At 45.4% G+C, this 26,727-nt stretch carries 28 protein-coding genes and 1 riboswitch; of the genes, 5 read left to right on the forward strand and 23 right to left on the reverse strand.

What is annotated here, in order from left to right:
* Positions 1-4 precede the first annotated feature (4 nt).
* From liaR to NST22_RS17370, 11 genes are all read right to left on the reverse strand, one after another.
* A complete protein-coding gene (liaR, locus tag NST22_RS17320; protein WP_003243201.1) occupies positions 5-640 on the reverse strand; it encodes a two-component system response regulator LiaR in 636 nt (211 codons plus the stop codon).
* The gene (liaS, locus tag NST22_RS17325) at positions 618-1,700 is read right to left on the reverse strand and encodes a two-component system sensor histidine kinase LiaS (protein ID WP_003244464.1); all 1,083 of its coding nucleotides are present in this window, start codon (positions 1,698-1,700) and stop codon (positions 618-620) included. The genes liaR and liaS overlap by 23 nt, the downstream gene beginning before the upstream one ends.
* A complete protein-coding gene (liaF, locus tag NST22_RS17330) occupies positions 1,697-2,422 on the reverse strand; it encodes a LiaRS two-component regulatory system accessory protein LiaF (RefSeq protein WP_003242605.1) in 726 nt (241 codons plus the stop codon). Before liaF ends, liaS begins: the two co-directional genes overlap by 4 nt.
* A gap of 33 nt (positions 2,423-2,455) precedes the next feature.
* Positions 2,456-3,328 carry a DUF4097 domain-containing protein gene (locus NST22_RS17335; RefSeq protein WP_003244420.1) on the reverse strand — a complete coding sequence of 291 codons (873 nt, stop codon included), beginning with the start codon at positions 3,326-3,328 and terminating at the stop codon, positions 2,456-2,458.
* A gap of 100 nt (positions 3,329-3,428) precedes the next feature.
* Positions 3,429-4,106: a PspA/IM30 family protein gene (locus NST22_RS17340; RefSeq protein ID WP_003243047.1), complete on the reverse strand. Its 678-nt coding sequence runs from the start codon at positions 4,104-4,106 to the stop codon at positions 3,429-3,431.
* Positions 4,107-4,132: 26 nt separating this feature from the next.
* On the reverse strand, positions 4,133-4,513 hold the full coding sequence (liaI, locus tag NST22_RS17345; RefSeq protein ID WP_003243447.1) for a cell envelope stress-induced membrane anchor protein LiaI: 381 nt from the start codon (positions 4,511-4,513) through the stop codon (positions 4,133-4,135).
* Between the two features lie 161 nt (positions 4,514-4,674).
* Positions 4,675-5,943 carry an MFS transporter gene (locus NST22_RS17350; RefSeq protein ID WP_003244338.1) on the reverse strand — a complete coding sequence of 423 codons (1,269 nt, stop codon included), beginning with the start codon at positions 5,941-5,943 and terminating at the stop codon, positions 4,675-4,677.
* A 176-nt stretch (positions 5,944-6,119) separates the two neighbouring features.
* Positions 6,120-6,701: a cob(I)yrinic acid a,c-diamide adenosyltransferase gene (locus NST22_RS17355; protein ID WP_003228501.1), complete on the reverse strand. Its 582-nt coding sequence runs from the start codon at positions 6,699-6,701 to the stop codon at positions 6,120-6,122.
* A gap of 22 nt (positions 6,702-6,723) precedes the next feature.
* On the reverse strand, positions 6,724-8,052 hold the full coding sequence (locus NST22_RS17360) for an ATP-binding cassette domain-containing protein (protein WP_010886611.1): 1,329 nt from the start codon (positions 8,050-8,052) through the stop codon (positions 6,724-6,726).
* Positions 8,052-9,113: an iron ABC transporter permease gene (locus NST22_RS17365; protein ID WP_009968147.1), complete on the reverse strand. Its 1,062-nt coding sequence runs from the start codon at positions 9,111-9,113 to the stop codon at positions 8,052-8,054. Before NST22_RS17365 ends, NST22_RS17360 begins: the two co-directional genes overlap by 1 nt.
* Positions 9,076-10,020: an ABC transporter substrate-binding protein gene (locus NST22_RS17370; RefSeq protein ID WP_003243040.1), complete on the reverse strand. Its 945-nt coding sequence runs from the start codon at positions 10,018-10,020 to the stop codon at positions 9,076-9,078. The genes NST22_RS17365 and NST22_RS17370 overlap by 38 nt, the downstream gene beginning before the upstream one ends.
* A gap of 104 nt (positions 10,021-10,124) precedes the next feature.
* Positions 10,125-10,264, reverse strand: a riboswitch (cobalamin riboswitch).
* Between the two features lie 153 nt (positions 10,265-10,417).
* Here NST22_RS17370 and NST22_RS17375 point away from each other — a divergent pair.
* Positions 10,418-11,209 carry an SDR family oxidoreductase gene (locus NST22_RS17375; RefSeq protein ID WP_003242985.1) on the forward strand — a complete coding sequence of 264 codons (792 nt, stop codon included), beginning with the start codon at positions 10,418-10,420 and terminating at the stop codon, positions 11,207-11,209.
* 37 nt (positions 11,210-11,246) lie between these two features.
* Here the strand turns inward: NST22_RS17375 and NST22_RS17380 are convergent, their stop codons facing one another.
* The 5 genes from NST22_RS17380 to sigO form a co-directional block, all read right to left on the reverse strand.
* Positions 11,247-12,125 (reverse strand): SMP-30/gluconolactonase/LRE family protein, encoded by an 879-nt coding sequence (locus NST22_RS17380; RefSeq protein WP_003228493.1) that lies wholly within the window; start codon positions 12,123-12,125, stop codon positions 11,247-11,249.
* Positions 12,126-12,196: 71 nt separating this feature from the next.
* The gene (yvrG, locus tag NST22_RS17385; RefSeq protein ID WP_003243980.1) at positions 12,197-13,939 is read right to left on the reverse strand and encodes a two-component system sensor histidine kinase YvrG; all 1,743 of its coding nucleotides are present in this window, start codon (positions 13,937-13,939) and stop codon (positions 12,197-12,199) included.
* On the reverse strand, positions 13,936-14,649 hold the full coding sequence (gene yvrH, locus NST22_RS17390) for a two-component system response regulator YvrH (protein ID WP_003243545.1): 714 nt from the start codon (positions 14,647-14,649) through the stop codon (positions 13,936-13,938). The genes yvrG and yvrH overlap by 4 nt, the downstream gene beginning before the upstream one ends.
* A gap of 152 nt (positions 14,650-14,801) precedes the next feature.
* Positions 14,802-15,041, reverse strand: coding sequence for a sigma-O factor regulator RsoA (rsoA, locus tag NST22_RS17395; RefSeq protein ID WP_003228484.1), 240 nt, complete (start codon positions 15,039-15,041; stop codon positions 14,802-14,804).
* A gap of 3 nt (positions 15,042-15,044) precedes the next feature.
* On the reverse strand, positions 15,045-15,575 hold the full coding sequence (gene sigO, locus NST22_RS17400; protein ID WP_003243707.1) for an RNA polymerase sigma factor SigO: 531 nt from the start codon (positions 15,573-15,575) through the stop codon (positions 15,045-15,047).
* A gap of 200 nt (positions 15,576-15,775) precedes the next feature.
* Here sigO and NST22_RS17405 point away from each other — a divergent pair, with 200 nt between their 5' ends.
* From NST22_RS17405 to rsiO, 3 genes are all read left to right on the forward strand, one after another.
* On the forward strand, positions 15,776-15,928 hold the full coding sequence (locus NST22_RS17405; RefSeq protein WP_003244090.1) for a YvrJ family protein: 153 nt from the start codon (positions 15,776-15,778) through the stop codon (positions 15,926-15,928).
* Positions 15,929-16,048: 120 nt separating this feature from the next.
* A complete protein-coding gene (gene oxdC / locus NST22_RS17410; RefSeq protein WP_003243476.1) occupies positions 16,049-17,206 on the forward strand; it encodes an oxalate decarboxylase in 1,158 nt (385 codons plus the stop codon).
* 60 nt (positions 17,207-17,266) lie between these two features.
* Positions 17,267-17,677 (forward strand): acid stress-sensitive anti sigma factor RsiO, encoded by a 411-nt coding sequence (gene rsiO / locus NST22_RS17415; RefSeq protein ID WP_003243579.1) that lies wholly within the window; start codon positions 17,267-17,269, stop codon positions 17,675-17,677.
* A gap of 33 nt (positions 17,678-17,710) precedes the next feature.
* On the opposite strand, the gene NST22_RS17420 is transcribed toward rsiO, so the two are convergent.
* The 6 genes from NST22_RS17420 to NST22_RS17445 all read right to left on the reverse strand — a co-directional run bounded on the left by NST22_RS17420 (position 17,711) and on the right by NST22_RS17445 (position 23,851).
* Entirely contained in the window at positions 17,711-18,940 is a 1,230-nt protein-coding gene (locus NST22_RS17420; protein ID WP_003244568.1) for an ABC transporter permease, read from the reverse strand.
* The gene (locus NST22_RS17425; RefSeq protein ID WP_003242701.1) at positions 18,933-19,622 is read right to left on the reverse strand and encodes an ABC transporter ATP-binding protein; all 690 of its coding nucleotides are present in this window, start codon (positions 19,620-19,622) and stop codon (positions 18,933-18,935) included. The genes NST22_RS17420 and NST22_RS17425 overlap by 8 nt, the downstream gene beginning before the upstream one ends.
* Complete coding sequence (locus NST22_RS17430) at positions 19,606-20,799, reverse strand: efflux RND transporter periplasmic adaptor subunit (protein ID WP_003243035.1); 1,194 nt, start codon at positions 20,797-20,799, stop codon at positions 19,606-19,608. Before NST22_RS17430 ends, NST22_RS17425 begins: the two co-directional genes overlap by 17 nt.
* A 170-nt stretch (positions 20,800-20,969) precedes the next feature.
* Positions 20,970-21,779 (reverse strand): ABC transporter ATP-binding protein, encoded by an 810-nt coding sequence (locus NST22_RS17435; RefSeq protein WP_003243882.1) that lies wholly within the window; start codon positions 21,777-21,779, stop codon positions 20,970-20,972.
* A gap of 15 nt (positions 21,780-21,794) precedes the next feature.
* Complete coding sequence (locus NST22_RS17440) at positions 21,795-22,805, reverse strand: iron chelate uptake ABC transporter family permease subunit (RefSeq protein ID WP_003244298.1); 1,011 nt, start codon at positions 22,803-22,805, stop codon at positions 21,795-21,797.
* Positions 22,805-23,851 carry an iron ABC transporter permease gene (locus tag NST22_RS17445; RefSeq protein ID WP_003244595.1) on the reverse strand — a complete coding sequence of 349 codons (1,047 nt, stop codon included), beginning with the start codon at positions 23,849-23,851 and terminating at the stop codon, positions 22,805-22,807. Before NST22_RS17445 ends, NST22_RS17440 begins: the two co-directional genes overlap by 1 nt.
* A 205-nt stretch (positions 23,852-24,056) precedes the next feature.
* Here NST22_RS17445 and NST22_RS17450 point away from each other — a divergent pair, with 205 nt between their 5' ends.
* Positions 24,057-25,004, forward strand: a complete 948-nt coding sequence (locus tag NST22_RS17450; protein WP_003243220.1) for an iron-hydroxamate ABC transporter substrate-binding protein — start codon at positions 24,057-24,059, stop codon at positions 25,002-25,004.
* A 234-nt stretch (positions 25,005-25,238) separates the two neighbouring features.
* On the opposite strand, the gene NST22_RS17455 is transcribed toward NST22_RS17450, so the two are convergent.
* Entirely contained in the window at positions 25,239-26,648 is a 1,410-nt protein-coding gene (locus NST22_RS17455) for an amino acid permease (RefSeq protein ID WP_003244227.1), read from the reverse strand.
* Between the last annotated feature and the right edge of the window lie 79 nt (positions 26,649-26,727).

Genomic DNA, 26,727 nt, shown 5'->3' on the forward strand with positions numbered 1-26,727 from the left:
CCGCCTAATTCACGAGATGATTTCGGTGTGCGTACACCGCCGCCTGCGTCCGGTCACTGACATCCAGCTTTGATAAAATATTCGTAATATGTGTTTTGACTGTTTTAATCGTAATAAACAGTTCCTCGCCTATTTCTTTGTTTGTCTTTCCTTCTGCGATCAGGCAGAGTATTTCGAGCTCCCGTTTTGTAAGCGATTCATGCGGGAGCGCGTTTTCACCTGAGTGGCGCAGCCTGGATAATACTTTTCCCGCCACTTTTGACTCCAGCTTCGGCTCTCCCTTGCTTGCGGCGCGGATGGCATCGGCGATTTCTGCCGCTTTTGAGGTTTTCAACAGATAGCTGAGCGCGCCAGCTTCAATAACCGGGTACACTTTGTCATCATCAATGAAGCTAGTGAGCACAATAATTTTCGGGTCGGAAAGCTCCCGGCAAATTTGCTTTGTAGCTTCAATGCCATCCATGCCCTCCATGACAAGGTCCATTAAAATGACATCAGGCGACAGTTCCACAGCAAGCCGAACACCTTCGCTGCCGTCCGATGCTTCGCCGATGACTTCAATATCGGGCTGCGCCTCCAAAAAAGCCGCGAGCCCCATTCTGACCATTTCATGATCATCAATCAATAATACTCGAATCACGTTCGTTCTCTCCTTTTTCTTCCGGAAAAATCGGGACCTTCACTTCGATTTGAGTGCCTTTTCCTTCTACTGAAATCACTTCGGCGACACCGCCGATTTCACTTGCACGTTCTTTCATAGAATTCAAGCCGTATGAGGAGGCTTTCACCTGGTCCATTTTAAAGCCTTTTCCATTATCAATCACCTTCAGACGGAGCTGGCTGTTCTTTATGCCCAGAATCACGGTTACTTTTGACGCTTTTGAATGTCTAAATACGTTTGAAAGGGCCTCCTGCACGATTCTGAACAAGTGGTCTTCAACACCCTTGGATATCGCTGTGTCCTGTATATCCCACTCAATATCAATCGGCTGCTTTTTTCGGAACTCGTCCAAAAGCTCCGTAAGGCCCTCCTTCAGCCCTTTTCCTTCAAGGGTAACAGGCCGTAAATGGAGCAGCAGCGCCCTCATCTCATTTTGGGCTTCGCCTGCCATATGCTCGACCATCCTGATCCGCTTGACTGTTTTGTCATCAGCATCCTTGACATGTTCCAGCACGGCTGATGTCATCATCGATATGGCAAAGAGCTGCTGGCTGACCGCATCATGAAGATCTCTGGCCAATCGCTGGCGTTCTTCTGAGATAACCGACTTCTTCATTTGAGCCTGCCATTCCGCACGTTCATTGGAAAGTTTCTGGAGGGATGCGACTTGAAGCTCCACGCGCTTCGCCATTTCGTTCAGCTGATCAGCAGCCAGGCCGATTTCATCATCACCGAGCGGCGGTATCCGATAAGCGAAATTGCCGTTTTCAAAGGTTAAAATGGATTCAATTAATGTATCAATCCTTGTCTTCAACCGGTTGCCGTACATATACCCTGAGGCGAAACCGACGGTCACGCTGATCAGAAGCAAAATCAGGATAAACGGAATTCCGAACCAGCTTGATGACAGCAAAACAAGCGGATCGAGCCGATAGTAAAACATCATAAAGGAAATCAGGCAAACAAAAAGGAGCAGGCTGATTCCCGTTGTCATGCGGATGGCGCGCCATTGGAGGCTGGCAAGCATTTTTTTTCTCATACGTACTTCACATCCACATCACCGATAAATAAGGAAACGGACACTTTTACCCGGCGCTTTGACTCGCTAAAATCAGTTGACGCGGCATATACCTTCGTGCTTAATCCGCTTTTCTTCGAGCCGATCAGATTAATGTCTCCTATAAAAACAGCCGAGCTGACAGCCACTTCAAGGTCCGATGGTACATAAATATCAACGTTACCAATGACTCCGCTAATGACGATTGTACTTTCTCCCTCGGGAATCATCGCTTTAGATAAATCGATTTTGATATCACCGATAAAACCAGAGACATTTAAATCGTTCAGGTCAAACGGCTGCTTCATCATTTGCAGCTCACCGATAAAAAAGCTGCGCATGTCGGGATGTTTTACATCTTTTGGCGGCTCATGATGTTCTTTTTTATTGAGATTGACCTGTTTCTCATTCGGTTCAAATATCGGCTTCCCTTTGATAAGCCTGTAGCCGGCGTAAATCAGAAATGCGGCAAACGCATAGCCGAATAAATTAAAGGTGATGCTGAAGAGGTTTTTCAAAAATAGAAACGCGGCAAAGATATACATGACGGAGCCAAGCCAATCACGGGAATATTTTTTAAGGAAATAGCCGGCAATCAGAAAAAAGAGCGGCCAAAACAGCAGATCGCCTATTCCGATAATTTGCAAAAACATACTGATGCCGAATAAAGCAATGATCAATCCGAGAAGCTGTTTTTTTGTCATTCCTGGTGTCCGCCTCCTTTCTTCTGCCTAGTGCTACCGTATCGCTAGATCCCCGCTGTCCGTTTTGATGTCGATTGGATGCCGGCCGCTTCCTTGCGTGCCTGTGATGTGATGCTGTTCTTTATGTCCTTTATCAGCAAATGAATACGGCGAACTGACGTCACCGCTTGCTGATAAAGCATTGACTGCAAAGCTGCCATTTTGGGGAAGGCTTACATTAGCATCACCGCTTGTCAGCGTGACAGATACGGGACCGGTTACCTTTTTCAATACAGCATTAAAATCTCCTGAAGTCATTTTCACATCAAGAGAGCCTGATACATGAACCAGATTTGCGTCCCCTGAAGCTAAATCAATGCCGGCTGTTTTGGAGACGGTATTTGAAATGGAAACATCCCCCGATGATGCCTTCACTTTCAGATCTTGAATGCGGACGTCCGTCACGCTCGTATTTCCGCTCGCAGATACTGCGTTCAGCCCGGAAAGCGCAAGATGGTCATTCCCGGCCACAGACACGTCACCGCTTGAGGTTCGTACTGCCAGATCACCTTTATAATCATACGGAAGCCTGACGATAAGAGTTGAACGGTTAAATCCATTCAAAAATTGAAATTCTTTTTCCTTTACGGTCAGCTCCAGTTTTCTTTTGTTTTCAGTAACAAATAACTTTCCTGAGTCTCCTGAAATGCCTGCCGATATGTCACTTCGTTCTTCCGCTATAATCCGGACATCCTTGCTATCCGACTCAATGACCATGCTGTCAATGTCCCGCGGCGATGCGCTGGCTGAATCAGCTTCTGTGCCATTTATGAAACCTAGGCCTGCAGCAAACACATCTTTTACGACGACGGCGAAAAAAACCAGAATACCGGCAGTGATCAACAGTTTGCCAAGCATTTTTTTCATTCGGTTTCATCCTTCTCATTCATTCTATTATAAAGGAAAAGCTTGCGAATTGATACGTGCGGAAGGGAAGGACTTGACCGCAAATCCTTCCCCGTTCCGCTTATTCATTTGCCGCTTTTGTCTGGTCTGATTTTTGCAGTGAAAGTGTCCGCATTTTTTCAATCTCCGCTTCCACATCGTCTGCGAATTCTTTACGTGTAAGTTCTGTGCCGGCTTCCGCTGACTTTGAATAATTCGCGCGGATTTCCATTTCTTCAATACGATTTTCAATACGTAAAAATTCACGATACGCGCTTTCACTGTCAATTTTGTCAAATGTCGTATTCATATGCTCTTTAGCTTTCGCCGCATTTGCCCGCGCAATCAGCGCCTGTTTTTTATCCTTTACGTCCTGAAGCTTTGTTTCAAGTGCAGCCAGCTGCTCTTTCAGATCAGCCAGCTGACTGTTTGCCTGTTCATAGGAAGCTTTATGCTCAGCCGCCTTCCCTTCTAAATACTTCATTTCAGTCAGCGCCTTTTTCGCCAGTTCTTCTTCACCTGCGTCAAATGCGAGCTGTGCCTGATTTTTCCGTTTGCCAGCCACTTCAGCGGCTTCTTCATATTTTTTCTTAAATTGATAGGCAATCGTGTGCTGTTTCACAATTGTTTGCTTTGCTTTTGCGATGTCGCTTTCCATATCGCGTACATATTGATTCAGCATCACCTTTGGATTCTCCATTTTATCAAGTCCTTCATGAACTGACGCAACAAACATGTCTCTGATTCTTTTTAATACCATACCTGATTCCTCCTAATATATTGATATTATTTTTTCTTCAAAAATTCTTCCCATTCGTCATCAAAGTGAGATTGGTAGGCAGCAGAAGCCGGTTCAGGATCAAAAGATGATACACCGTTATCAGCTGATCCGTTTTTCATCAGCTTCCAGCCGTAATACACCATAGCGGCCGCCAATGCGATTCCGACGACAAACGGAAGTGAGCAGATGAGCATAATGGCTCCGATACCGCCCACGATGATTCCCGTGATGGTTTTTCCCGCGGCAAACCTTTTGATTCCTGCGTATGTCATCAAGCTCCCGATGGCGAGCGGGATGATAAAGCCGAAGCTTCCTCCTCCAAAAAAGACGGAGATCCCAAATACAATTAATAAGAATCCGCCTATTGTTTTCTTGTTTATTTTCATGCAGATCCTCCTTTCGTTTTCCTTGTCTTCATCTTATACAAGTTGGAAGATATGCAAAACGAATCAGAGATTGATTTTTATATAAGACCGGAGTCGTATCTCGCACCGGACCCATTGGCACAAAAAAACGCCATGCACGAGGCATGGCGTTTTAAAACCCTTTACAGATGAACACTTGCTTCCCTTTCTTTAATTAGGTCGGACCTTTCTGCTTTGGCCAATTTTGTAAACAGCAAGATTCCGATACCCGCAATAATTTCGACAATCCCACCGACAGCGATCACTTTACCTGAGCCGAAAGCATTAGCGGCATACCCGCAAATGACAGCTCCGGCAGGGATCGAAATATTTGAGATCATATGTATAACGGCGTAAACCTGCGGCTGATCCTCACTATCCACAGACGTCTGGATAATCGTGTACTCAGGAACATTAACAGCACTGACTGCGGCACCAAAGGTAAAAGCAGCGAAAAAGACGAGCGGCAAAAAGGTATTCATCCCGGTAATAAAGAAAGCAAATCCTTCAATAATGCCGGCAGTGACGAATAACAAGCCGTACCTGTTTACCTTGACTTTCGCCAGCACAAACCCTAATAAAAACGCGCCCGCGGCGGTGGTGGCCTTTAAAAGCGAGTATACGATCGGCTGGCCGTTTAAATCTTCCGCAACGTATACGGCAGAGAGCGCTTCCCATGGGGCAGCCGCGAAATTCATAAAGATACAGTAAATGGCGAGCGGATATAAAATCTGGTGTTTTCTGACGAGCCTAAAGCCGCGTTTCAGTCTTCCGATATATGTGCCTCTCTGTGTAACAACCGCAGACTCTGATTGAGATTCAACCGCAGTGTACTTAATAAAAAGAACGAGAAAACCTGACACCAAATAGAGCACAAGTGCGATAAGCATGGTATAAGAAGGACTAATAAATGTAAGAAAAGCGCCGCATAATGTGACAGCCCCAAGCCGGACAATTTGAGCGGAGGATTGCAGCACAGCGTTTGCTTTTTGAATGCCCTGTTCATTGACGATTTGAGGAATCAAAGCGATAGAGGCGGGATTGTAGGCAGCTCCAGTAGCTGAATGCACAATCATAAGCGTCATGACAAACCACAGCGGAGAGAAGCCCGCAAAATGACATAGAGGGATAATCAAAACAATCGCCGCCCTTGTCAGATCTGAAAAGTACATCCAAAATTTCAGCGTGGTCTGTTTCATAAAAGGCCCCGTCACAGGCGCCAGAACGGCTTCCGGCAAAAACGTGACAGCAATCAATAAAGCAGTGCCGATCGCACCTTTGCCGTCATAAATTAAAAACCATAATATTGAATTAAATGCGAACATATCGCCGGATATCTTGACTATTCTTGAGAAAAACAGATAATTGAAATTTCTCTTCCAGATGCTATCACTTTCAATTAAATTCACCATCCATCAGAGCCCCCCGTTGCCTATTTTTTACATCTATTTATTACAATATCTCATTTTTCCATTTTTCAGTCAATAATTCATAAGGTTCATTTTTTGTCGTAAAATGGGAAATTGACAGAGTGAAAAACAAAAAAAGCCGGCATGTATTTGAACACGCCGGCTTTCCTTTTCACTTTTTATGATTCGCTGCTGTTTCGGTCCCGAAACACAATGGCACTTCTTTCATATTCTACATCGCCAATACCGCTTCTTGCATTCACAACCCGGGCGGCGGCAAAGAAATAATCGGACAGACGATTGAGATAACGCAGCACTGTTTCATGAATCTCCTCCGATTTCATCAGCGCCACCACTCTTCGTTCTGCCCGCCTTGTAATGGTGCGTGCGATATGGAGAAGCGAAGCACACTTTGATCCGCCTGGAAGAATAAATTTCTTCAGTTCCGGCGCTTCTGCTGTATAGGCATCAATGCGCGTTTCTAAAAAGGAAACAGATTCTTCCGTTAGTTTATAGTCTTTTCTTTCTGTGACGATTGCCAGATCGCCTCCGCAGTCAAACAGCTCATGCTGGATGGTCAGCAGCTCGGCTGTCAGATCTTCAAAGCCGGGCTGCCCGGAAAGCTCTGCCAAAGCAAGCCCGATAAAGCTGTTAAGCTCGTCAATCGTGCCGTAGCTTTCGACGCGTAGGCTGTCCTTGTCCGTTCTGCCCCCGACTAAGCCCGTTTGTCCCTTATCGCCTGTTTTTGTATATAGTTTCATACCCTGAATCTCCTTTACAGACTTATTCAAACAACTCAGCAGCCTCTTTTATACATTCAGCTGTCCCTTTCTTTATCAATTGGTTCAGCCGCTGTTCTATGTTTTCTGATTGCTGAGTTTGAGTCGCGGCGATGAGAATATCACCTGTGCCTCCTCCGTCTCCCAGCACTTTCGTCCGTTCTGCTTCGGCAGCCATAAGAGCTTTGATGAAGAATTGATCTGCCGCATAGCCGTTAATCAAAATCCAAATCGAAAAGCCGGTCTGAACGCATATGAAAACGGATAACTCTCCGTCTTCATATGTTCGATACACGAAACGGTCAAGTCTTTCTGAAGAAGCCATCGCACACGTCTCCTGCAGTTGAAAACCGCTTTCTGAAAGACAGGCCGTAAGTCCTTCTATCGGATCTGGCTGATCTGGCAGCCGTTTATGGATCAGCGTCCTGCTCCACGAAAACCCTGCACCGATAGGCGTGGAGGACAATGTTCGAAGCGGGATTTCCGTTTGCAGAAGAATGTCATCACGCCCCGCTTGGAGCAATGCTTCAAATGGGATAGACTGCCGCTTCACGCTATCTTTTTCAGGCTGAATCACAATCATCGGTTTAGGTGAGCTTTGATGAACCAAGGCGGTGACATCTGTATCGTACACCGCCTTTATGCTTTGTTCTGTAACAGCATATTCCGGTTTTTGCTTAGGCCCGGCGGTACCGTTTTTCATAAACATGAGCCCATCACAGTACAGGCTTGCGGTGTTCAGATCATGAAAAACGCTGACAGCTGCCAATCCGCTTTCTCTCGTCAGGCGTTTGATCAGATCAAGCAGGTCTTTTTGATAAGCCAGATCGAGAAAATTAGTCGGCTCGTCCAAAAATAAAATACGCGGCTGCTGCGCCAAAGCTTGTGCCAAATACACCCGCTGCTGTTCCCCTCCGCTTAGTTCGCGAATCGGCTTTTGCGCAAAATCGGCCACTCCTGTTTGCTCCATTGCTTCCTGTACAATGGCTTCACCCTTTTCAGTCTGCTGTCTGAACAGCCCCGTTTGGAATGGATATCTGCCAAAGGCTACAGTTTCTTCGACAGTAAAGGTGAAGGCTTGATCCATTTTTTGCGGCAGGACAGCCATGATTTGCGCCAGTTCCTTCGGTTTATAGTCCGCCAGCAGTTTTCCGGCCAGATAAACCCTGCCTTTCTTGGCCGGCAGCGTACCTGTCAGCAAGTGCAAAAGCGTGGTTTTTCCGCTTCCATTAGGGCCGAGAATTCCAAGAAATTCTCCCTTCTCCACTGTTAAGCTGACATTGTTGATTAGGCGGCTGTCGCCGTATCCTCCCGACAGCCCTTCTGCCTTCATCATAAGCTTCTCCCCCCGCGATGCTGCCGAATTAAAATAAGAGCGAACACAGGCGCTCCCGCCAAGGACGTAATGATCCCGATCGGCAGTTCAATCGGCTCAATGATGGTTCTGGAAAGCAGATCGGCTAAAACAAGAAACCCTGCCCCAAGCAAGGCGGACAACGGCAGTAAATGCCGATGGTCCGTTCCCCACAAAAGCCTTGTGATATGCGGAATCACAAGGCCGACAAAGCCAATCGTACCCGATACTGCCACAGCGCTTCCCGTCAAAAGAGATCCGGCTATTAAAATCATCATCTTCCTCTGCTGAACGCTGACTCCAAGAAGCTTTGCTTTATCTTCTCCATATGTCATCACGTTCAGTTCCCTTCCGTTTATAATCAATAAAATGGTTCCCAAAAGAAAAAACGGGAGAAACAAAATAACATAGCTCCAGCCCCTCATTGAGACGCTGCCAAGCAGCCAATGCACAATCGGAAGCAGGTTGTCTCCTGTCAAGGCGATGATAAGAGAAATAAATGCGCCTAAAAAAGAGTTGGTGATGACACCGGTCAAAATGAGGGTGGAAACAGACATCGAAGCATGAACGAGGCGGCTGAAGAAAAGGACCGCCGCCATCGTGGCCAGTGCCGCGGCTACACTCAAAACCGGGAGTGTAAACCCTCCGATGACAGGAAGGTGCAAACCTAAGAACAGAGTCACAACAGCTCCGACTGAAGCACCGGATGACACACCTAGCGTATAGGGATCAGCAAGCGGATTTTTCAACAATCCTTGAAAAGCGGCCCCTGCAATAGAAAGAGCCGCCCCCACAAGGGCGGCCAGCACAACTCTCGGCAGTCTGATATTCATCATAATATTAGTGTACATCGGATCATCAGAACCGATAGAGCCGCCGAAACCTTGATGCCAAAAGACACGAAAAACAGCGGGAATAGGAATATGCAGGCTGCCGCAAGAAATTCCTAAGATGATGCTCACGGCTAAAAATGAGAAACCAATGATATATGCGGCATAACGATTATTCCTTAAACGTATCCGGGTAAATGCTTTCCGCAAGTTCTTCGACCCCTTCGATCAGACGGGGACCGGAACGTGTCACAAGATCAGGGTCCACATCATATACACGATGATGTTTCACAGCATTGATTTCGCTCCAGCCATCGCGTTTTTCCACAGCTTTCGCTTTCACACCGTCCGTTGTAACAATTGCATCAGGATTGAGTTTTACGATCGCCTCGTCTGTCATTTGCACCCATCCTGTCTGATCCGCAGCTGCGTTTTTAGCATGGATGACATTTAGCATTTCATTCATAAACGTATCTTTTCCGGTTGTATAAATGTCAGGATCAGGAGAAACCTCGATAAATACGCTTTTCTCCTCGTCTTTTGAAATGGTTTTCGCTTTTTCTTGAATATCCTTTAGATCTGATTTCATGCTTTTCACGAGCTGATCGGCTTTTTTCTCCGCCCCGCCAGCTTCTCCGATCATTTCGATTGATTTGTACACCTCGGAGAATGATTGTGCATCATTGACAGTCAGCACTGTAATGCCCGCGTCCTTCAGCTGTTTGATGGCATCCGCTGATGCTGACATGGAAGACTCATGGGCCAGAACGAGATCTGGTTTTAGAGAAATGACTTTTTCAACGTTTACATTCATATCTCCGACTTTCTCAACCTTTTTGACTTCCTTTGGATAGGTATCGTTTGTGGTGACACCGACCACTTTGTCACCAAGGCCGAGTGCGTATGTAATTTCTGTGTTGCTCGGCATTAATGAAACAATCTTTTTTGGCTCTTTTTTGATGGTTACATCTTGGTTTGACGCATCATCAATGGTGACAGGGAACACTTCTGTTTTTTGTTTTGCCTTTGAATCCTTCTGATCCGCAGGATTGCCGCAGCCTGCCAGCATAACAGCAGCCAACAGAAGCGCAGCCCATATCCCGGCTCGTTTTTTCATAATCTTTTCCTCCTAAACGAACTAAAAAAGCATCTCTACGACGGTAAAGATGCTGTAAACAACACAAAAAAGCCTATTGTTTACACATCATCTGTCCTCGCAGAATTCGTGCTGATCAAACAGGCAGGTATCCTGGCTCTTGGCGCTTGGCCAATTACAGTGGCGGGACCGCACCGGCTTTTACCGGTTTCCCTTTTAAGCCGGCTGTTGTTCACGGACCGGCACCTATTTGACATTCGTATCCGTTTTTCGGAGTAATTATACTATATGACTGACAGGCTTGTATATGTGTCCTGAATGACTTTTCCCCATATTGTGTATGGAAGCAAAATCCTCGTAAACACTAAATTTGATCTTGTATACTTAATACCATCATCTATCAAAAGGAATGATTCTTATGGATTTACAGCTAAAAGAAAAACTCGTCTTAATCACCGGCTCGACGTCCGGTATCGGGAAAGCCGCCGCAAAAAGCTTTCTGCAAGAGGGTGCGGCAGTCATTGTCAACGGACGCAAACAGGAGACTGTCGATCGCACCATTGAAGAGCTTTCTGGCTATGGAACAGTGCACGGTGCTGCTGCCGATTTGTCAAAAACAGATGAAGCAGCGGCTTTTATCGAAAAAGTAAATGAAATCGGTGATATCGATATCCTTGTCAACAACCTTGGTTTCTTCGAGGTAAAAGACTTCGCCGATGTGACAGATGAAGAGTGGAATCAATATTTCGAAGTGAACGTGATGAGCGCCGTTCGGACAAGCCGTCACTTCCTTCCAAAAATGCTTGCCAAAAACAGCGGCCGCATTTTAAATATTGCAAGTGAAGCAGGCGTCAAACCGCTGCCAACGATGATTCCATACTCAATGACAAAAACGGCACTGATCAGCCTTTCAAGAGGAATGGCTGAAATGACAAAAGGCACAAATGTGACGGTCAACTCAGTGCTCCCGGGACCTACTTGGACAGAGGGCGTGGCCTCCTATATGGAAGGCGCCGCACAAGCAGCCGGACAGGATACAGATACATTTATCAAAGACTATTTCAAGGTCAATGAGCCAACCTCACTTATTCAGCGATACGCGACAGCAGAAGAAGTCGCCAACACAATCGTATTCCTCGCGTCTGACGCCGCATCCGCCATTAACGGCACGGCACAGCGTGTGGAAGGCGGCATTATCCGTTCTCTGTAGTATAAAAAAACGCATCCGTGTTTCGGATGCGTTTTTTTTATACGTCTCCAGCAAATGGTACCGGCTGATATCCGCCTGTTTCCAGTTGTGCTGAAAACAACCCTCCAGCGTGAGGCTGCTCGTATCTCTCTTTTTCTGTCATTTGTTCTGTTGCCGTTGTAATGTAAAGGGTTTTTAAGTCTCTGCCGCCGAACGCGCAGCACGTGACATATTTAGCCGGCACGCTGATTGAATTGATTTCTTTTTTCTGAAACGGGTCAATGTGAACAACGCGGCTGCCGCCAAACAGCGCCACCCACAGCATGCCATTTTGGTCAATTGTCATGCCGTCCGGCAATCCGTCTGACTGATCAAAACGATAGACAGGTTCTGGATTCGAAACATCTCCGCTTTGAGGATCATAGCTGTAACGTACAATCTCCTGGGTCGGCGTGTCGATGTAATACATCAAATTCCGCTCGCGGTCCCAATCCAAACCGTTTGAGGTGGAGACTTGATCCTTGATTTTGACAAGACTGCCGTCTAGATTCAAACGGTACAGCGACGCCTGTTTTTGCTCGCCTTCCATGCTCGTCGTCCCCGCCCAAAGCCTTCCGTACGGGTCACATTTAGCATCATTAAATCTCAGGCTCTCATGCATGTCCTTCGGCTGTTTAATTTTTTCCAAGCTGTCATCCCGAAGATGATACAGGTAAAACCCGTCCTTCATCGTCATAATCAGTTCATCCTTTGAATATTTCGCAAGCGCCGTCACAAAGGATTTGAATTTGATTGATCGGTTGATTTTTTCTTCAGGGTCAAAGATGTGGAGCTCGCTCCCCAGGATATCAACCCAATATAAGCGGCCGTTCTCTTCATCCCATAACGGGCCTTCACCAATCACTGCCCGAGTGTCTGCTTCCAATACTGCATCCATGTGTTACACCTCTTTAGCTTCAGTCTATATATTGTTATTCCCGGCAAAGAGGTGTCCAAACCACTTGATGTTTATTGTTTTTTAAAAAGGATGGTAATGACCGTTCCAATGTTCGTTCTGCTGTTCACATGGATCGTTCCGTTATGCAGATGGACAAGCTCCTTGGCAATCGCGAGCCCGAGACCCGTTCCGGCAGTTGAATCTTTTGTGTTCGTCCCTCTGTAGTAGCGGTTAAACAAATGGGTGATCGTTTCTTCATCCATTCCTTTCCCATTGTCCTTCACTTTTAAAGAAATATGATTTTTTGTTTGCTCCAGAATGACTTGAATCTCTGTTCCTTTGCCGTTGTGCTTCACGGCATTCCCAAGGAGGTTTTCTAATATGCGCCTGAACCACGCTTCATCAAGGGCAAATTCAATATGCTCTTCTTTGGATACAAACGAGATATCATAGCCTTCAGAAAACGGATTTTTCTTAAAATCCTCAATGACATTTTTAAAAAACGGGATAAGGCTAGTGAGCTTTCTCTCAATAGGAAGAGCATCATTTTTCAGGCGATACGTTAAATTTAAGTCTTCAATCAGCTTAGACATGTATTCAGATTTTTCTCTGACAACCTGCCCCATTTCTTTCACTTCTTCCGGCGACCAGTCATACTGCTTCGACTCGAGCATCATGCTGTAGCCGTAAATGCTGCTGAGCGGTGTTTTTAAGTCATGTGACAAACCGGCAATCCATTCTTCCCTTGTCGCCTGGATTTTTTCTCTGTTTCTTTTATCCCTTCTCAGCGTTTCAGTCAGCTGATCCATTGATTCAAATATCTCACCGAAGAAGCGGTACGGCTGTTTGATTTTTCCCTTTTTATTTTTGCTGACAGGACGGCCTTCCCGGTTTCTGGGCTCCTCAAGCTTCCCTTTTGACAGATTGACCAGCCATCTAATCGTGTGAAAAATCGGCAGCCCGAATCGGAACATATACCAAACGGTCATCCAAATGATATACATGAACAAAACGGCCATCACGAGAAACATCGCTTTTAATACAACCTTCAGGAATGATTTGTTAAACTCCTGATCGGTTACATAGACTGGGTTCGGCACCGTAGCGACCATCCATCTGTCTTTATTGAGGATCTTAACGGAAATTTCCCGCTTATAGTTCCAAGGCTTAGAGCTGTATTTAAGCAGCTCCAGCTGGTTCATCGTTTTTCTCTCGCTTTTTGTGCTGTTGATGCTGTCGAGAATCTTTCCATTGCTGTCTAACAGGTAAATGGCGCCTTTTTTCCGTTTAATATAGTCGATGGTACTAGACTTATAGTGCGCTAGTGAGTCTATCTTTTGTTCACGCTTTTCAACGGAAGTCAGGAGCTGTTCACTTTTTGATTTCCAGCCGGACAATAGAAGATACGACTTATCTTCAATATTGATGGCCCAATAATTCAGTTTATAGTTATGAAGCTTTTTGGTTTTATAAATAGACAAAAGCTCTTTCTTGGTATAGGTGCCCGGCACGTCTTTTGGCACGCCGTAGGAATAATCAGTGTTTCCTTCCGAATCAATGATTTGCATCCAGCCGTGCTGTTTATCAACAGATTTCTTCAGGAAATTATCCACTTCCCATGTCCCGTCTTCGTTTACATCGAGATATGCCTCAAGTGTGTCGGTCGTTGCTTTCGTCAGCCCTGAATTGGATTCCGCATCGCTAAAACGGGCGTCTAAATAGAAAAACGATGCAACAAGCATAACCGTAAGCAGCAGGATCACAATCAGCATCTGGCCGAAAAAGTGAAACAAAAACTTCCATCTTAACCTCATGACCGCTTGCCTTCAGGATTTGGGATAAAACGATAGCCGAGACCTCGAACGGTTACAATATACTCCGGATTGCTCGGATCGCGCTCAATCTTCTCCCTAAGCTTGCGAATATGAACCATGACGGTGTTGTTGTCACCGTAGGAAGGATAGCCCCATACTTTTTCATATATTTGATCTTTGGAAAGCACCACGTTAGGGTGTTCACAAAAATACTGCAAAAGCTGCAGAAGCTGGGCTGAACAGGCAACGGCTTCCCCGCCTACGATCAACTCGGCATTTTGCGGAGAAAAAGTAAAGTAATCATATGTGTAGGTTTGATTTGAACTCGTTTCTTTCGATTGATATGTACGCTTGAGATGCGCTCTGATCCGCGCCGCTAATTCCAGCGGATTAAATGGTTTTGTGATATAGTCATCAGCTCCAACCGCAAAGCCCGATAATTTGTCCGCGTCGGATGATCTTGCCGTCAGGAAAAAAATCGGAGCGTCTGAATACTCTCTGATCAATGTGCAGGCTTCAAAACCGGACATTCCGCCCATCATGACATCCAGCACAATCAAGTCAACCTTATTGGCCTTCACAACGGGAATCGCTTCTTCTGCGCTTGCCGCATCCAGTATATTTCGATAACCTTCTTTTTCGAGAACGCGTTTGATCATGTCCACAATCGCTTTCTCATCGTCTACGATTAAAATTGACGCATTTTCCACTTTTATGTTCCTTTCTGTCACTGTTTTTTTCATCTTATCATTATATCGTTTATTTATGGTACATTTTTGAATACATTGGAGCCTTGGCAAATCAAAACAGCAAAAAAGGAGCAAACAAGCGCTCCCTTTTGATGTTTTTTCATATGAAAATATTATGAGTTCTCATCTACCATGTACAAAATAAACTCCCAAAACCCCGGTACATCCTGACATAAAAGCATATCAGCCTTTTCAAACATTTTGATCTTCAGCTCTTGCTCTAAATCTTCTCTTTCTTGATAGGACGTATTGCTGAGTTTTTTTCTGATCATCGGTGAAAAGCATGCAATCAGGTGCTCAATGTCATAAGTCTCGTCTTTTTGTTTCTTTTTTTGTTCAAACTGGCCGTCCACAGCTTACTTTTCCCCCTTTTTTTGCGCCGCTAACTGCTTTCTGATATTCTCCAGCCCCTTTTTATGAATGTTGGAGATGTTTTGTCGGGACTCCCCTAATGAATCTGCAATCTCCTGCATCGTGGCACCGTGAAGATAGACTTTCGTCAGCACACTTTTTTGTTTGTCAGTCAGCTTCTGGATCGCTTGGTAGAGCTGGTAATCCTGTACATGCTGGCTCAAATCATCCTGCCTGTCTAAAAATTCTTCAAATGCATCGCTACCTGTTTCGGAAGAAAGCCGATCTCCCGCCTCCGGATGATCAACCGTCAGTGGATACCGTTTTTGGTTTTTGCGAACCCGCTTATCAAAATCAATAGAAAAGATGCGAATCATTGAATTCATATACTTGACGATGCGGATTTCTTTATAAAATTGCTTAAATAGCTCGTCCAATGATCTTGCATCTTTTTCGTTAGGGCTTTCCATTACGTTTTTGAACAAACGGTAATGCTGAGGATTGCTCAAAAAATGCTTCACGATGGGATGCTTCATTATCTCCTTACATTTTGACCGTAAAAGACTTTGATAGTCCATCAAACCGCCTCCCTACTAAATTAAATGAAGGAAAGCAAAAAAAAGTAAACTACTACTTTCCGCCTAGTGTCTTCCAAAATACTTTGCAGCAGTTTACGTTTTATCGGTTTTCCTCACTTACATACATGACTGCAGAAAAAGAAGGGAGGTATTTTCCTATGGATCAGGTTTTTATAGAGGAAGTCGTAAAACAGATCGGCAATTTGGGGTTTCCCGCGCTGATTGCAATGTATCTGCTGACCCGATTCGAAAAGAAGTTTGATCAACTAATAGAACTAATGACAGAACTGAAAGATCATGCAAAAAAATAATTTTTCAATCGAAGTTGACTTTTCACTGGTTTTTTTCACTTAACAAAACAGAAGGGAAAACGAAAGGCCTTTCACCTTCTCTTTCTGCTATCACATTTAAATGTAAGGAGGAAACATTTCATGAAAAAACAAAATGACATTCCGCAGCCAATTAGAGGAGACAAAGGAGCAACGGTAAAAATCCCGCGCAATATTGAAAGAGACCGGCAAAACCCTGATATGCTCGTTCCGCCTGAAACCGATCATGGCACCGTCAGCAATATGAAGTTTTCATTCTCTGATACTCATAACCGATTAGAAAAAGGCGGATATGCCCGGGAAGTGACAGTACGTGAATTGCCGATTTCAGAAAACCTTGCATCCGTAAATATGCGGCTGAAGCCAGGCGCGATTCGCGAGCTTCACTGGCATAAAGAAGCTGAATGGGCTTATATGATTTACGGAAGTGCAAGAGTCACAATTGTAGATGAAAAAGGGCGCAGCTTTATTGACGATGTAGGTGAAGGAGACCTTTGGTACTTCCCGTCAGGCCTGCCGCACTCCATCCAAGCGCTGGAGGAGGGAGCTGAGTTCCTGCTCGTGTTTGACGATGGATCATTCTCTGAAAACAGCACGTTCCAGCTGACAGATTGGCTGGCCCACACTCCAAAAGAAGTCATTGCTGCGAACTTCGGCGTGACAAAAGAAGAGATTTCCAATTTGCCTGGCAAAGAAAAATATATATTTGAAAACCAACTTCCTGGCAGTTTAAAAGATGATATTGTGGAAGGGCCGAATGGCGAAGTGCCTTATCCATTTACTTACCGCCTTCTTGAACAAGAGCCGATCGAATCTGAGGGAGGAAAAGTATACATTGCAGATTCGACAAACTTCAAAGTGTCTAAAACCATCGCATCAGCGCTCGTAACAGTAGAACCCGGCGCCATGAGAGAACTGCACTGGCACCCGAATACCCACGAATGGCAATACTACATCTCCGGTAAAGCTAGAATGACCGTTTTTGCATCTGACGGCCATGCCAGAACGTTTAATTACCAAGCCGGTGATGTCGGATATGTACCATTTGCAATGGGTCATTACGTTGAAAACATCGGGGATGAACCGCTTGTCTTTTTAGAAATCTTCAAAGACGACCATTATGCTGATGTATCTTTAAACCAATGGCTTGCCATGCTTCCTGAAACATTTGTTCAAGCGCACCTTGACTTGGGCAAAGACTTTACTGATGTGCTTTCAAAAGAAAAGCACCCAGTAGTGAAAAAGAAATGCAGTAAATAAAAGACTTGCGGCTTGCAGAGAGCACTCGTTCTCTGCAAGCCTTCATAAGGAGCTGAACCAGTGAAACATCAAAACCCTTCAAAACGCTTATTGCGGCTCTCCATAAAGTACTTGCTGGCCGCAGCAGCAGTGGTGTTGACCTATTTTGCTGTCATCTATATATTGTTTTCTTTAGCGGGAACGAGCTACCGCTCAGCAGCTCATGTCCTGCTTTTTGCCGTGGTATTCCTTGTTCTCGGATTATGCTTTGAACCATTTGAACGGCTGATGATACATAGCTTTACATTTTTCAAGACAGGAAAACGTCTATTCATTCTCCTTGCTGGCATCGTACAGCTGCTGTTTTTGTGGATGACTGCTCATACAACAGACCAATTGATCAGCGACATCTGGCTGTCCACCACAGAAGAAATGATTGTCGCAGCCGTTTTTTTGATTTTAGACAAATGCAACTCGGCTCTTCCCAGCTAAAAAAAGAACGCATTCCAATTGGATGCGTTCTTTTTATTCATAGCGAAGCGCGTCTACAGGCTGAAGCTTCGAAGCCTTGATAGACGGAAGCAAGCCGAAGATAATGCCGACTGCCATTGAAAAGATGAGTGCTCCGACAACAGCTGGAATGGAGACGATAAAAGGCATCGGAAAAATGACCGTCAGCAGCTTGGCGATGCCGAAGCCCGCCAGCACACCGAGTATTCCGCCAATGCTTGTCAGCACGACAGCCTCGGTTAAAAATTGAAATAAAATCACACGCCGCTTAGCACCGAGCGCTTTCTTAATTCCGATTTCCCTCGTGCGCTCCGTTACGGAAACGAGCATAATGTTCATGACGCCGATACCGCCCACCAAAAGTGAAATACTGGCGATACCGCCAAGCAGCAATGCAAATGACTGATTAAAGGACTCCACTTCCTGCGCGATCTCCTGAAGATCCATTACACTGTACTCTGCTTTTTCCAGCTCAGCTTCTGACAGTCCCTGATTTAAAAGATCTGCAGCCATTACACCCGCTTCTTGGATATGCTCAGAAGAATCAGCCTGCACGGCAATCTGCGTTGGCGCGTCAAATCCTTCAATAAGCGGCCACACTTTTTTCGGCACGTACAAAACCGGGTTCGCATAGTCGCCTTCAAACATGCTTTCCTGTTGATTTTTTTCTTTAAAAACACCCACGACCTTAAACGGCACACCATTCATCTCAATGCTTTTATGCAGAGCTTCTCCGTCTGGAAACAGTTCATCTCTGACAGCTTCATTGATCATCACTACTTGGTGTGTGCTGTTTAAATCGTTTTCCGTCAGCTTTCTCCCTTCGGTTATTCGGATTGGAAACATGTCGAAGTAATCATCGTCCACTCCATACACTTGGGGATACGAAACGTTAGTTAAATGAAAAACGCTCGCGCCTTCTGACAAGTAATATAAGGATAATCCTTTGACCATCGGATCTGATTTGATCGCCTTTACTGTTTCTTCCGCTACAGGCGGCGCGGACGCATACGACACCTGAGGGCCGCCGCTCTCCTCTTCTCCGCCAGACGGCTGGTAGACAACATTGATGGCGTTGTTTCCCATGCCGATCATACTTTGCTTTAACTGCTCACTTTGGCCCTTCAGCATTGAAACAATCGCGATGATTGCCGCTATGCCGATAATGACGCCAAGCATTGTCAGAATCGATCTTAATTTATGAGAGAAAATGGATTGAAAGGAGATTCGAATATGTTCAAGCATGGCTGATATCCCCTCTCTCATCTAATACCAACTCTCCGTCTCTGATAAAAACGGTTCTGTCAGCTTTTTTGGCGACGTCCGGGTCGTGGGTTATCATAATAATGGTCTTGCCTTCCCGATGCAGTTCAGAAAACAGTGCCAAAATTTGTTCACTTGATTTGGTATCAAGCGCCCCGGTCGGTTCATCAGCTAAAATAAACCTCGGCTGATTGACAAGGGCCCTCGCTATCGCCACCCGCTGCTTTTGGCCGCCGGACAGCTTAGGCGGTTTGTAGGAGACCCTGTCTTTTAATCCGACTTTTTCCAGCGCTTCATATGCCCGTTGCCTTCTCTCTTTTTTCTTCACTTTATTGTAGATCATCGGCAGCTCGACATTTTGCAGCGCGGTGAGACGCGGCAGCAAATGAAAAGTTTGAAACACAAACCCGATTGATTCATTGCGAATTTCGGCTAAAGCCCCGTCTTTCCCTTTCAATATATCGATCTGGTCAAGCGTATAGGTTCCTGAGGTTGGCCTGTCCAAACAGCCGATAATATTCATTAACGTTGACTTTCCAGAACCGGAAGGCCCCATAATAGCTAAAAACTCCCCCGCCTGAACGGTCAGATTGATATGTTTCAAGATTGGAACTTCTTCTTTTCCCAGCTTGTACGACTTCGAAATATTATTCAGTGTCAGCATTGACTGTAACCTGCTTTCCTTCCTTGACCGCGGGATCAGGATAGATCACATAATCTTCCGGCGTCAGGCCGCTCTTAATTTCCACCATGTCATTTTCATCAGTCTCTCCGATTTCAACAGGCTGCTTAACCGCTTTGTGATTCTCATCAGCTTTCCATACGTACGGTTCGCCGTCATCCTGAATGACCATGTCGGACGGCAGCTTGATCGTGTCCGCATCAGCATTATCACTCATCACTTCGATGTTGACATGATAGCCGACTTCAAGACCTTTATGGCTGTCTAATAAAATGGTGAAAGGATAGTTAGAGGACTGGGGATTCATTTCTTCATCAGCAAAGCTTTCTGATTCTTCACCCTCGCCTGCTCCCGCTGGAAGCTTGCCGATCGAGGTGACCTTTCCTTTCCACTCGCCCTCACCGCCTGTTTTCAGCGTGACCCTGACTTTGCTGCCTTTTTTGATCGTGTCCATTAACAGCTCATTGATTTGGCTTTTGACCAGATATTTGCCTGTCGAAACAATCTGGATATACGGGCCTGCTGCCTGGTCGCCTGTTGCACCGTCAGCGATATCCTGATTGACGCTTTGAACGATTCCGTCATGCTTGCTTGTAATGACATTGGAACCTTTGTTTTTCGTCAGGCCAGCCAGTTCTTTTTGATGCTGCTTCAGTTCAAGCTGGCTTGTTTTCAAATCGAAATTGGTTTGATCAAGTTCATCTTGAAGCTGGTTTTTCTCTTCTTTTCCTGCAACTTTCAGCTTTTTTTCCGTTTCCGTTATTGATTTTTGCAAACGGTTGATTTGCAGATTTGTCATTTCAATTTGCAAATTGGCTTGCTCCACTTCATCAGAATGATCCTCGCCCTCATACTCAAAAAGCTTATCGCCCTTTTTAACCTGATCGCCTTCTTTGACGTATGTTTTTTTAATGCTGCCTTTTTCTGAATCTATGTATACTTTCTGCTGTTTCTCAGGTTCAACCTTTCCAGAAAACGTTTGGCCTGATTCTGAATCTCCTCCCATGTATACCGCGACCGATTCAGCATAGGGCTCCGATGATACGGCAACTTGGTTCATGTGAGTAAAAAAGTAAAAACCGCCAGCGCCGATCCCAGCCAATACAAGCACACCGGCACATATCGCACCGCCAATAAGCCATTTTTTCTTCTTGGACACAACGATCTCCTCTTTCTGTAAACTATGTAATATTTTCGAAACATTCTAACCAATATTATCTATTAATTCAAAAAGACTTGCAATCCTTTTATTGAAATGACGGAATCAAATAGAAAAATTGTATTTTCAAAGCCGAATAAAAAAAATCCCGGCTTCAAACCGGGATTTTTTCATACAGTAACTAGCTCTTTTTCATTTTTAATCAAGTCATATGTCAAGCATACAGGTTTATTTGTACGGGGATCAGTCACGATTTCGGCATCAATCTGAAATACCTGCTTCAAAATGTCTGGTGTCATGACCTCCAGAGCAGTTCCTTCCTTGATGACCGTGCCTTTTTTGAGCGCGATCATATAATGAGAAAAACGAGCTGCATGGTTAAGATCATGAATGACCATTAAAATCGTCCGCCCTTGCTCTTTGTTGAGTCTGTCAAGCAGCTGCAGAATTTCAAGCTGATGTGCAAGATCAAGATACGTTGTAGGTTCATCCAGCAGAAGCAGTTCCGTCCCTTGCGCAAGCGCCATGGCAATCCACACACGTTGACGCTGTCCGCCTGACAATGCCTCAATCGGCCGTTCAGCATATTCAGCCATGCCTGTTTCTTCAAGCGCCCATTTGATAATCCGGCGGTCTTCGTCATTTAATCTGCCGAATCCTGATTGATGCGGAAACCTGCCGTACGACACCAATTCGTGCACTGTTAGGCCGCTCGGCGCTTCAGGTGTCTGTGGAAGAATCGCCATATCTTTTGCAATGTCCTTTGTAGACATTTTATGAATCGCTTTGCCGTTTAAATAGACGGCACCTGCATGTGAACGCATAATTCTGGACATTGTTTTTAAAATCGTTGATTTCCCGCAGCCGTTCGGGCCAATTAAGGTGGTAATTTTCCCTTTAGGAATCGATATATTTAAATCCTCTACAATCACCCTGTCGCCATAACCGATTCCAAGCTGTTCCGTTGATAATGAATTCATATTCGGCCCCCTCCTCTAATTCGCTTTCATCAATAAATAAATAAAGTAAGGCGCACCTAGCACGGAAATGACAAGTCCGACCGGAATTTCTGATGGTGCCAATACATTTCTCGCCAGCGTATCAGCAAGCAAAAACAGGAATGAGCCGATGAAGGCGGAGACCGGTATCAGCGTCTGGTGACGTGGACCGGTCAGCCTTCTAGCCACATGCGGCGCGATCAATCCGAGAAACGCAATGCCCCCCGCAGCTGCCACGCATGAAGCGGCAAGAGTGACCGCTGCCAGAAGAAGAATCCGTCTTTCCTTTTCAACAGCGGTGCCCAGCCCGGTCGCCAATTGGTCTCCGAGCTGCATAATGTTCAAATAGCGTGCCTTATATAAAGTAAACAGAAGCAAGATCACAATCCAAGGGAGAATCGCCCAGATCATATTCCAGTTCGCCCCCCATATTGAGCCGGATATCCAAACCGCGGCTTGCATAAAATCATGAGGGTCCATCTTGAGCTGAAAAATCAGCAACAGGGCGTTGAATCCGGCATTCACCCCTATGCCGACTAAAATCAGCCGAATCGGTGTCACGCCTTTTTTCCATGCCAGAATATAAATGAGAAACGCAGCGAGGATTGCTCCTGCCAAAGCACTGAACGGCAGCATAAATGTTCCGAAAAAGCTAAGATCTGAAGCTGACCCTTGAAAAAAGTATATAAAAAGCACTACAGCAAGTGAACCGCCGGCGTTAATTCCGAGAATACCAGGCTCGGCAAGTTCATTTTGAGACACGCTTTGCAAAATGGCTCCAGCTACGGAGATCCCTGCTCCAACAAGCAAAGAAAGGATGATCCGGGGCAGCCTGAACTCAAATAAGACAAGTTCATCACGCGCCGTTCCTTGGCCGAAAAAGACCTGAAGCGTTTTAAGCGGTGCAATTTTGATAACGCCCAAATTGAGACTGATAAAAAAGACCACCACGATAAGCAAAAAGGTCACAGCCATTACAATGAGCGGTTTGTTTGTTTTTGTTTTCATTACAGCCCTCTCCTTTCACGACGTGCCAAATAAAAGAAAAAGGGAACGCCGATAAGAGAAGTCAGCGCGCCGACAGGCGTTTCAAAGGGCGCATTTACGAGTCTGGCCGCTATGTCAGCAAAAACAAGCAAAACAGCACCGAGCACCGCCGAGCAAGGAATGATCCACCGATAATCCACACCGACCAAAAAACGGGTAATATGCGGAATGATCAGCCCGATAAATGCAATGGTGCCGGCAATGGAAACCGCAGCTCCGGTCAGAATTACTACAATAAGCATGCCAACCAGTTTCACCGCTGATGTATATTGTCCAAGCCCTTTTGCCAGATCGTCACCGAGACTTAACACTGTAACAGACCGGGCGATGAAAAACGCGAGCGTTAAACCGACAGCCCCTGCAATAAGCAAAAGCTGGACCCCCGACCATTTCACACCCGCTACCCCGCCTGCGTACCAAAAGCTGATATCCTGAGCGACATCAAAGCGGATTGCAATGGCAGTTGAAATGCCGGTAAAGAAATAAGTAACTGCCGTACCCGCCAGAGCAAGCTTTACAGGCGTAAGTCCGCCCCTTGAAAACATGCCTATGCCCATTACCGTCGATGCCCCCAGCCCCGCTCCCGCAAAGGACCATAGCACAAGCCCCATTGCAGAAAGTCCGGGAAAAAAGGCAAACGCAATCGAAACCGCAAACGCAGAGCCTGATGTCACACCCATAATCGAAGGCTCTGCCAAAGGGTTTCTCGTCATCCCCTGCATGATTGCTCCCGACACTGCCAACAATGCGCCTACAAGCGCGGCAGCCGCCGTTCTCGGAAGCCGAAGATCATGTATAATTTGGTGAGATGTCTTTGTCGGCTGATAATGAAAAATGGCCTCCCATACAGTGCGCAAATGAATATCCGCTGCACCTAGGGATATGGATAAAAATGCGCCAAGGCAAAGCAGGCATAGACCTGCGATAAGGACGATGACCGCGCCATATGTCCTTGACGTCCATTGGATTTCTTCTGATGCAGTCCGTATATTTTTATGTTGACTCAACTGCCGTACTTCCTTTCTGTTACTGATAATGATTATCAATTGCTGTTTCAGTATATCACTTTTTTCAGCTGATTTAATAGAGTGTTTTGAACAAAAATGAAAATGCATTTGCAAAAATATCGTGTCAACCGGCACTTGCAGTGGTATAATCACAGATGATAATGATTCTCTTTTTCATCTATCTTTTAGAAAGAAGGTATGAGATATGACCCATATATACAAGAAACTCGGAGCCGCGTTTTTTGCCCTGTTATTGATTGCAGCGCTGGCAGCCTGCGGGAATAACTCAGAAAGCAAAGGTTCTGCCTCTGATTCAAAAGGCGCAGAAACCTTTACATACAAGGCTGAAAACGGAAATGTAAAAATCCCGAAGCATCCTAAACGGGTGGTTGTCATGGCAGACGGCTATTACGGCTACTTCAAAACACTCGGCATCAACGTTGTAGGTGCGCCTGAGAATGTATTTAAAAACCCTTACTACAAAGGAAAAACCAACGGCGTCGAAAACATCGGAGACGGCACTTCGGTTGAAAAGGTCATTGATTTGAACCCTGACCTGATTATCGTCTGGACAACACAGGGCGCTGATATTAAAAAGCTTGAAAAAATTGCGCCGACTGTCGCAGTAAAATACGATAAGCTCGACAACATCGAACAGCTGAAAGAATTTGCAAAAATGACGGGAACTGAAGATAAAGCTGAAAAATGGCTGGCCAAGTGGGATAAAAAAGTTGCGGCCGCTAAAACAAAAATCAAAAAAGCGGTCGGTGACAAAACCATTTCCATTATGCAAACGAACGGAAAAGACATTTACGTATTTGGTAAAGACTTTGGAAGAGGCGGAAGCATCATTTACAAAGACCTCGGCCTGCAGGCTACAAAGCTGACAAAAGAAAAAGCCATTGACCAGGGGCCAGGTTATACAAGTATTTCATTAGAGAAGCTCCCTGACTTCGCCGGAGATTACATTTTCGCGGGCCCATGGCAATCAGGCGGTGATGATGGCGGCGTTTTTGAAAGCTCCATTTGGAAGAACCTGAATGCCGTTAAAAATGGCCATGTATACAAGATGGATCCGATCGGATTCTATTTCACAGACCCGATTTCATTAGAAGGACAACTGGAGTTTATTACGGAAAGCTTGACTAAATAAACAAAAGAGCCGCCTGCCCGCGGCTCTTTTGCTTATTTATAAGGAACGGCTCAATTTGAATCATATCGGATATTTTCTTTGAGCCATTCATATTAAGCTGCATCCTCATCACGATCAGTTTTTTTATGCTGGAGAGACTGAAAAACGTTTTTTGCATATTTAACGAACGGATTCCTAACAGGAGAAATTGTGATTTTATAAAAAAGACACCTGAGCAAATCAGGTGTCTTTTCATTATGCTTGTTTTTCTTTCTGGAACTTGTTACTCACAAATGGATAAACGATTAAGCCGACAAAGAATAAACCGATGCCGAGTATAAATGTCGTTAAATCTGCTGTGCCTGTTACGATAACAAACACGGAGTATGCACACGCCAGTATCGCGATCAATCCGTCTCTTACACGGGAGCCTTTCAGCTGGTCATACGTTTCACCTTTGATGACTACCTTCAAGCTGTAGATTGCAGATACCAGATACGGAATTAAATATGCGAGTGTAGCCGCTGTCGTTAAAAATGTAAATGCGTCACTTATTGTCCGGGAAATAACCGAGAAAATGAAGACCTGTGACATGACGTTTGTAATAATGAGTGCAATGACCGGACTTCCCTTTTTATTCGTTTTTGCAAAAAATGCCGGGAAATCTCCTGCTTTAGCGGCTTGGTATGGCACCTCAGAGCCAAGCAAAATCCAGCCGAGCATCGTTCCGAATAAACAAAGGATAGCCAAAAGCGCCATAATCACGCTTCCCGCGTTTCCAACAATCGCATAGAGTACATCAACAAATGGTTTTTCAGAGCCGACAAGCTTATCATGCGGCAGAACACCCATCGTAATTAAAGTCACAATAATATATATGCTCAAGGCAATCAGCAAGCCGGTAATTGTCGCACGTTTCACATCACGCTGAGAGCGCGCACGGCCGGACAGGATCACCGCGGATTCAATTCCGACAAACGCCCACAGTGTAGAAATCGCAGCGTTATGAACCTGGCCACCAATTCCAATGCTTGTGCCGTTTTCTCCTTGAACCGGGAAATAAAAATGACCGAATAATGACGTTTGAAACACAAACAAACCGGCAACGATAAAGAAGACAAAACCTAATACTTTAGAAAGCGTTGTGACAAAGTTTAATTTACTTGCGCCGTTAATGCTGGCAACAAGAATCGCGTGCGTTCCCCATAACAAGATCGTACATACGGCAAACGTCAGTAATTGGCCGAGTGTCACCTCTTGCCCGCCGATCGAAAACATCTCACGTTTATCAACCAAGATCGGGAAGAACGAAGTCAAGTAACCGGCGAGACTTGTGATGATCGCCACGTTACTGATCCAGCTCGCCACCCAGTAGCCCCACACCATTGTGAAACCGGCAGCGTTGCCTTTTTTCGGGTCAGAAAACAGCGCTCTTGCATAACTTTGCGGTCCCGCTGTCAGTTCAGGCTTGCGAATGGACAAGTGTCCGAACACAAGTGCAATCATCAGCACGCCGGCACCTGTCAAAAGCCAGGCGGACGTAGCTCCAAACGGACTCGCAATTGAAGCAAGCGAGCTCGGCAAGGAGAAAATTCCTGATCCAACCATATTTCCAACGACAAACGCCGTTAATAACCAAAAACCCCATTTTTTTGTCTGTTCCATTCCAGTACCTCCATGATTCTTTGTACGGACCAGACCCCGAGATCATATAAACGCAAAAAAAGCCTGAACAAAAGTCCAT

The sequence above is a fragment of the Bacillus sp. PS237 genome, assembly GCF_037963345.1.
GTDB classification, from domain to species: domain Bacteria; phylum Bacillota; class Bacilli; order Bacillales; family Bacillaceae; genus Bacillus; species Bacillus subtilis.

Coding starts and splice junctions, on each gene's coding strand:
- liaS (WP_003244464.1), bottom strand. CDS start 1,700: ATGAGAAAAAAAATGCTTGCCAGCCTCCAATGGCGCGCCATCCGCATG.
- liaF (WP_003242605.1), bottom strand. CDS start 2,422: ATGACAAAAAAACAGCTTCTCGGATTGATCATTGCTTTATTCGGCATC.
- NST22_RS17335 (WP_003244420.1), bottom strand. CDS start 3,328: ATGAAAAAAATGCTTGGCAAACTGTTGATCACTGCCGGTATTCTGGTT.
- NST22_RS17340 (WP_003243047.1), bottom strand. CDS start 4,106: ATGGTATTAAAAAGAATCAGAGACATGTTTGTTGCGTCAGTTCATGAA.
- liaI (WP_003243447.1), bottom strand. CDS start 4,513: ATGAAAATAAACAAGAAAACAATAGGCGGATTCTTATTAATTGTATTT.
- NST22_RS17350 (WP_003244338.1), bottom strand. CDS start 5,943: ATGGTGAATTTAATTGAAAGTGATAGCATCTGGAAGAGAAATTTCAAT.
- NST22_RS17355 (WP_003228501.1), bottom strand. CDS start 6,701: ATGAAACTATATACAAAAACAGGCGATAAGGGACAAACGGGCTTAGTC.
- NST22_RS17360 (WP_010886611.1), bottom strand. CDS start 8,052: ATGAAGGCAGAAGGGCTGTCGGGAGGATACGGCGACAGCCGCCTAATC.
- NST22_RS17370 (WP_003243040.1), bottom strand. CDS start 10,020: ATGAAAAAACGAGCCGGGATATGGGCTGCGCTTCTGTTGGCTGCTGTT.
- NST22_RS17375 (WP_003242985.1), top strand. CDS start 10,418: ATGGATTTACAGCTAAAAGAAAAACTCGTCTTAATCACCGGCTCGACG.
- NST22_RS17380 (WP_003228493.1), bottom strand. CDS start 12,125: ATGGATGCAGTATTGGAAGCAGACACTCGGGCAGTGATTGGTGAAGGC.
- yvrG (WP_003243980.1), bottom strand. CDS start 13,939: ATGAGGTTAAGATGGAAGTTTTTGTTTCACTTTTTCGGCCAGATGCTG.
- sigO (WP_003243707.1), bottom strand. CDS start 15,575: ATGAAGCATCCCATCGTGAAGCATTTTTTGAGCAATCCTCAGCATTAC.
- NST22_RS17405 (WP_003244090.1), top strand. CDS start 15,776: ATGGATCAGGTTTTTATAGAGGAAGTCGTAAAACAGATCGGCAATTTG.
- oxdC (WP_003243476.1), top strand. CDS start 16,049: ATGAAAAAACAAAATGACATTCCGCAGCCAATTAGAGGAGACAAAGGA.
- NST22_RS17420 (WP_003244568.1), bottom strand. CDS start 18,940: ATGCTTGAACATATTCGAATCTCCTTTCAATCCATTTTCTCTCATAAA.
- NST22_RS17425 (WP_003242701.1), bottom strand. CDS start 19,622: ATGCTGACACTGAATAATATTTCGAAGTCGTACAAGCTGGGAAAAGAA.
- NST22_RS17435 (WP_003243882.1), bottom strand. CDS start 21,779: ATGAATTCATTATCAACGGAACAGCTTGGAATCGGTTATGGCGACAGG.
- NST22_RS17440 (WP_003244298.1), bottom strand. CDS start 22,805: ATGAAAACAAAAACAAACAAACCGCTCATTGTAATGGCTGTGACCTTT.
- NST22_RS17450 (WP_003243220.1), top strand. CDS start 24,057: ATGACCCATATATACAAGAAACTCGGAGCCGCGTTTTTTGCCCTGTTA.
- NST22_RS17455 (WP_003244227.1), bottom strand. CDS start 26,648: ATGGAACAGACAAAAAAATGGGGTTTTTGGTTATTAACGGCGTTTGTC.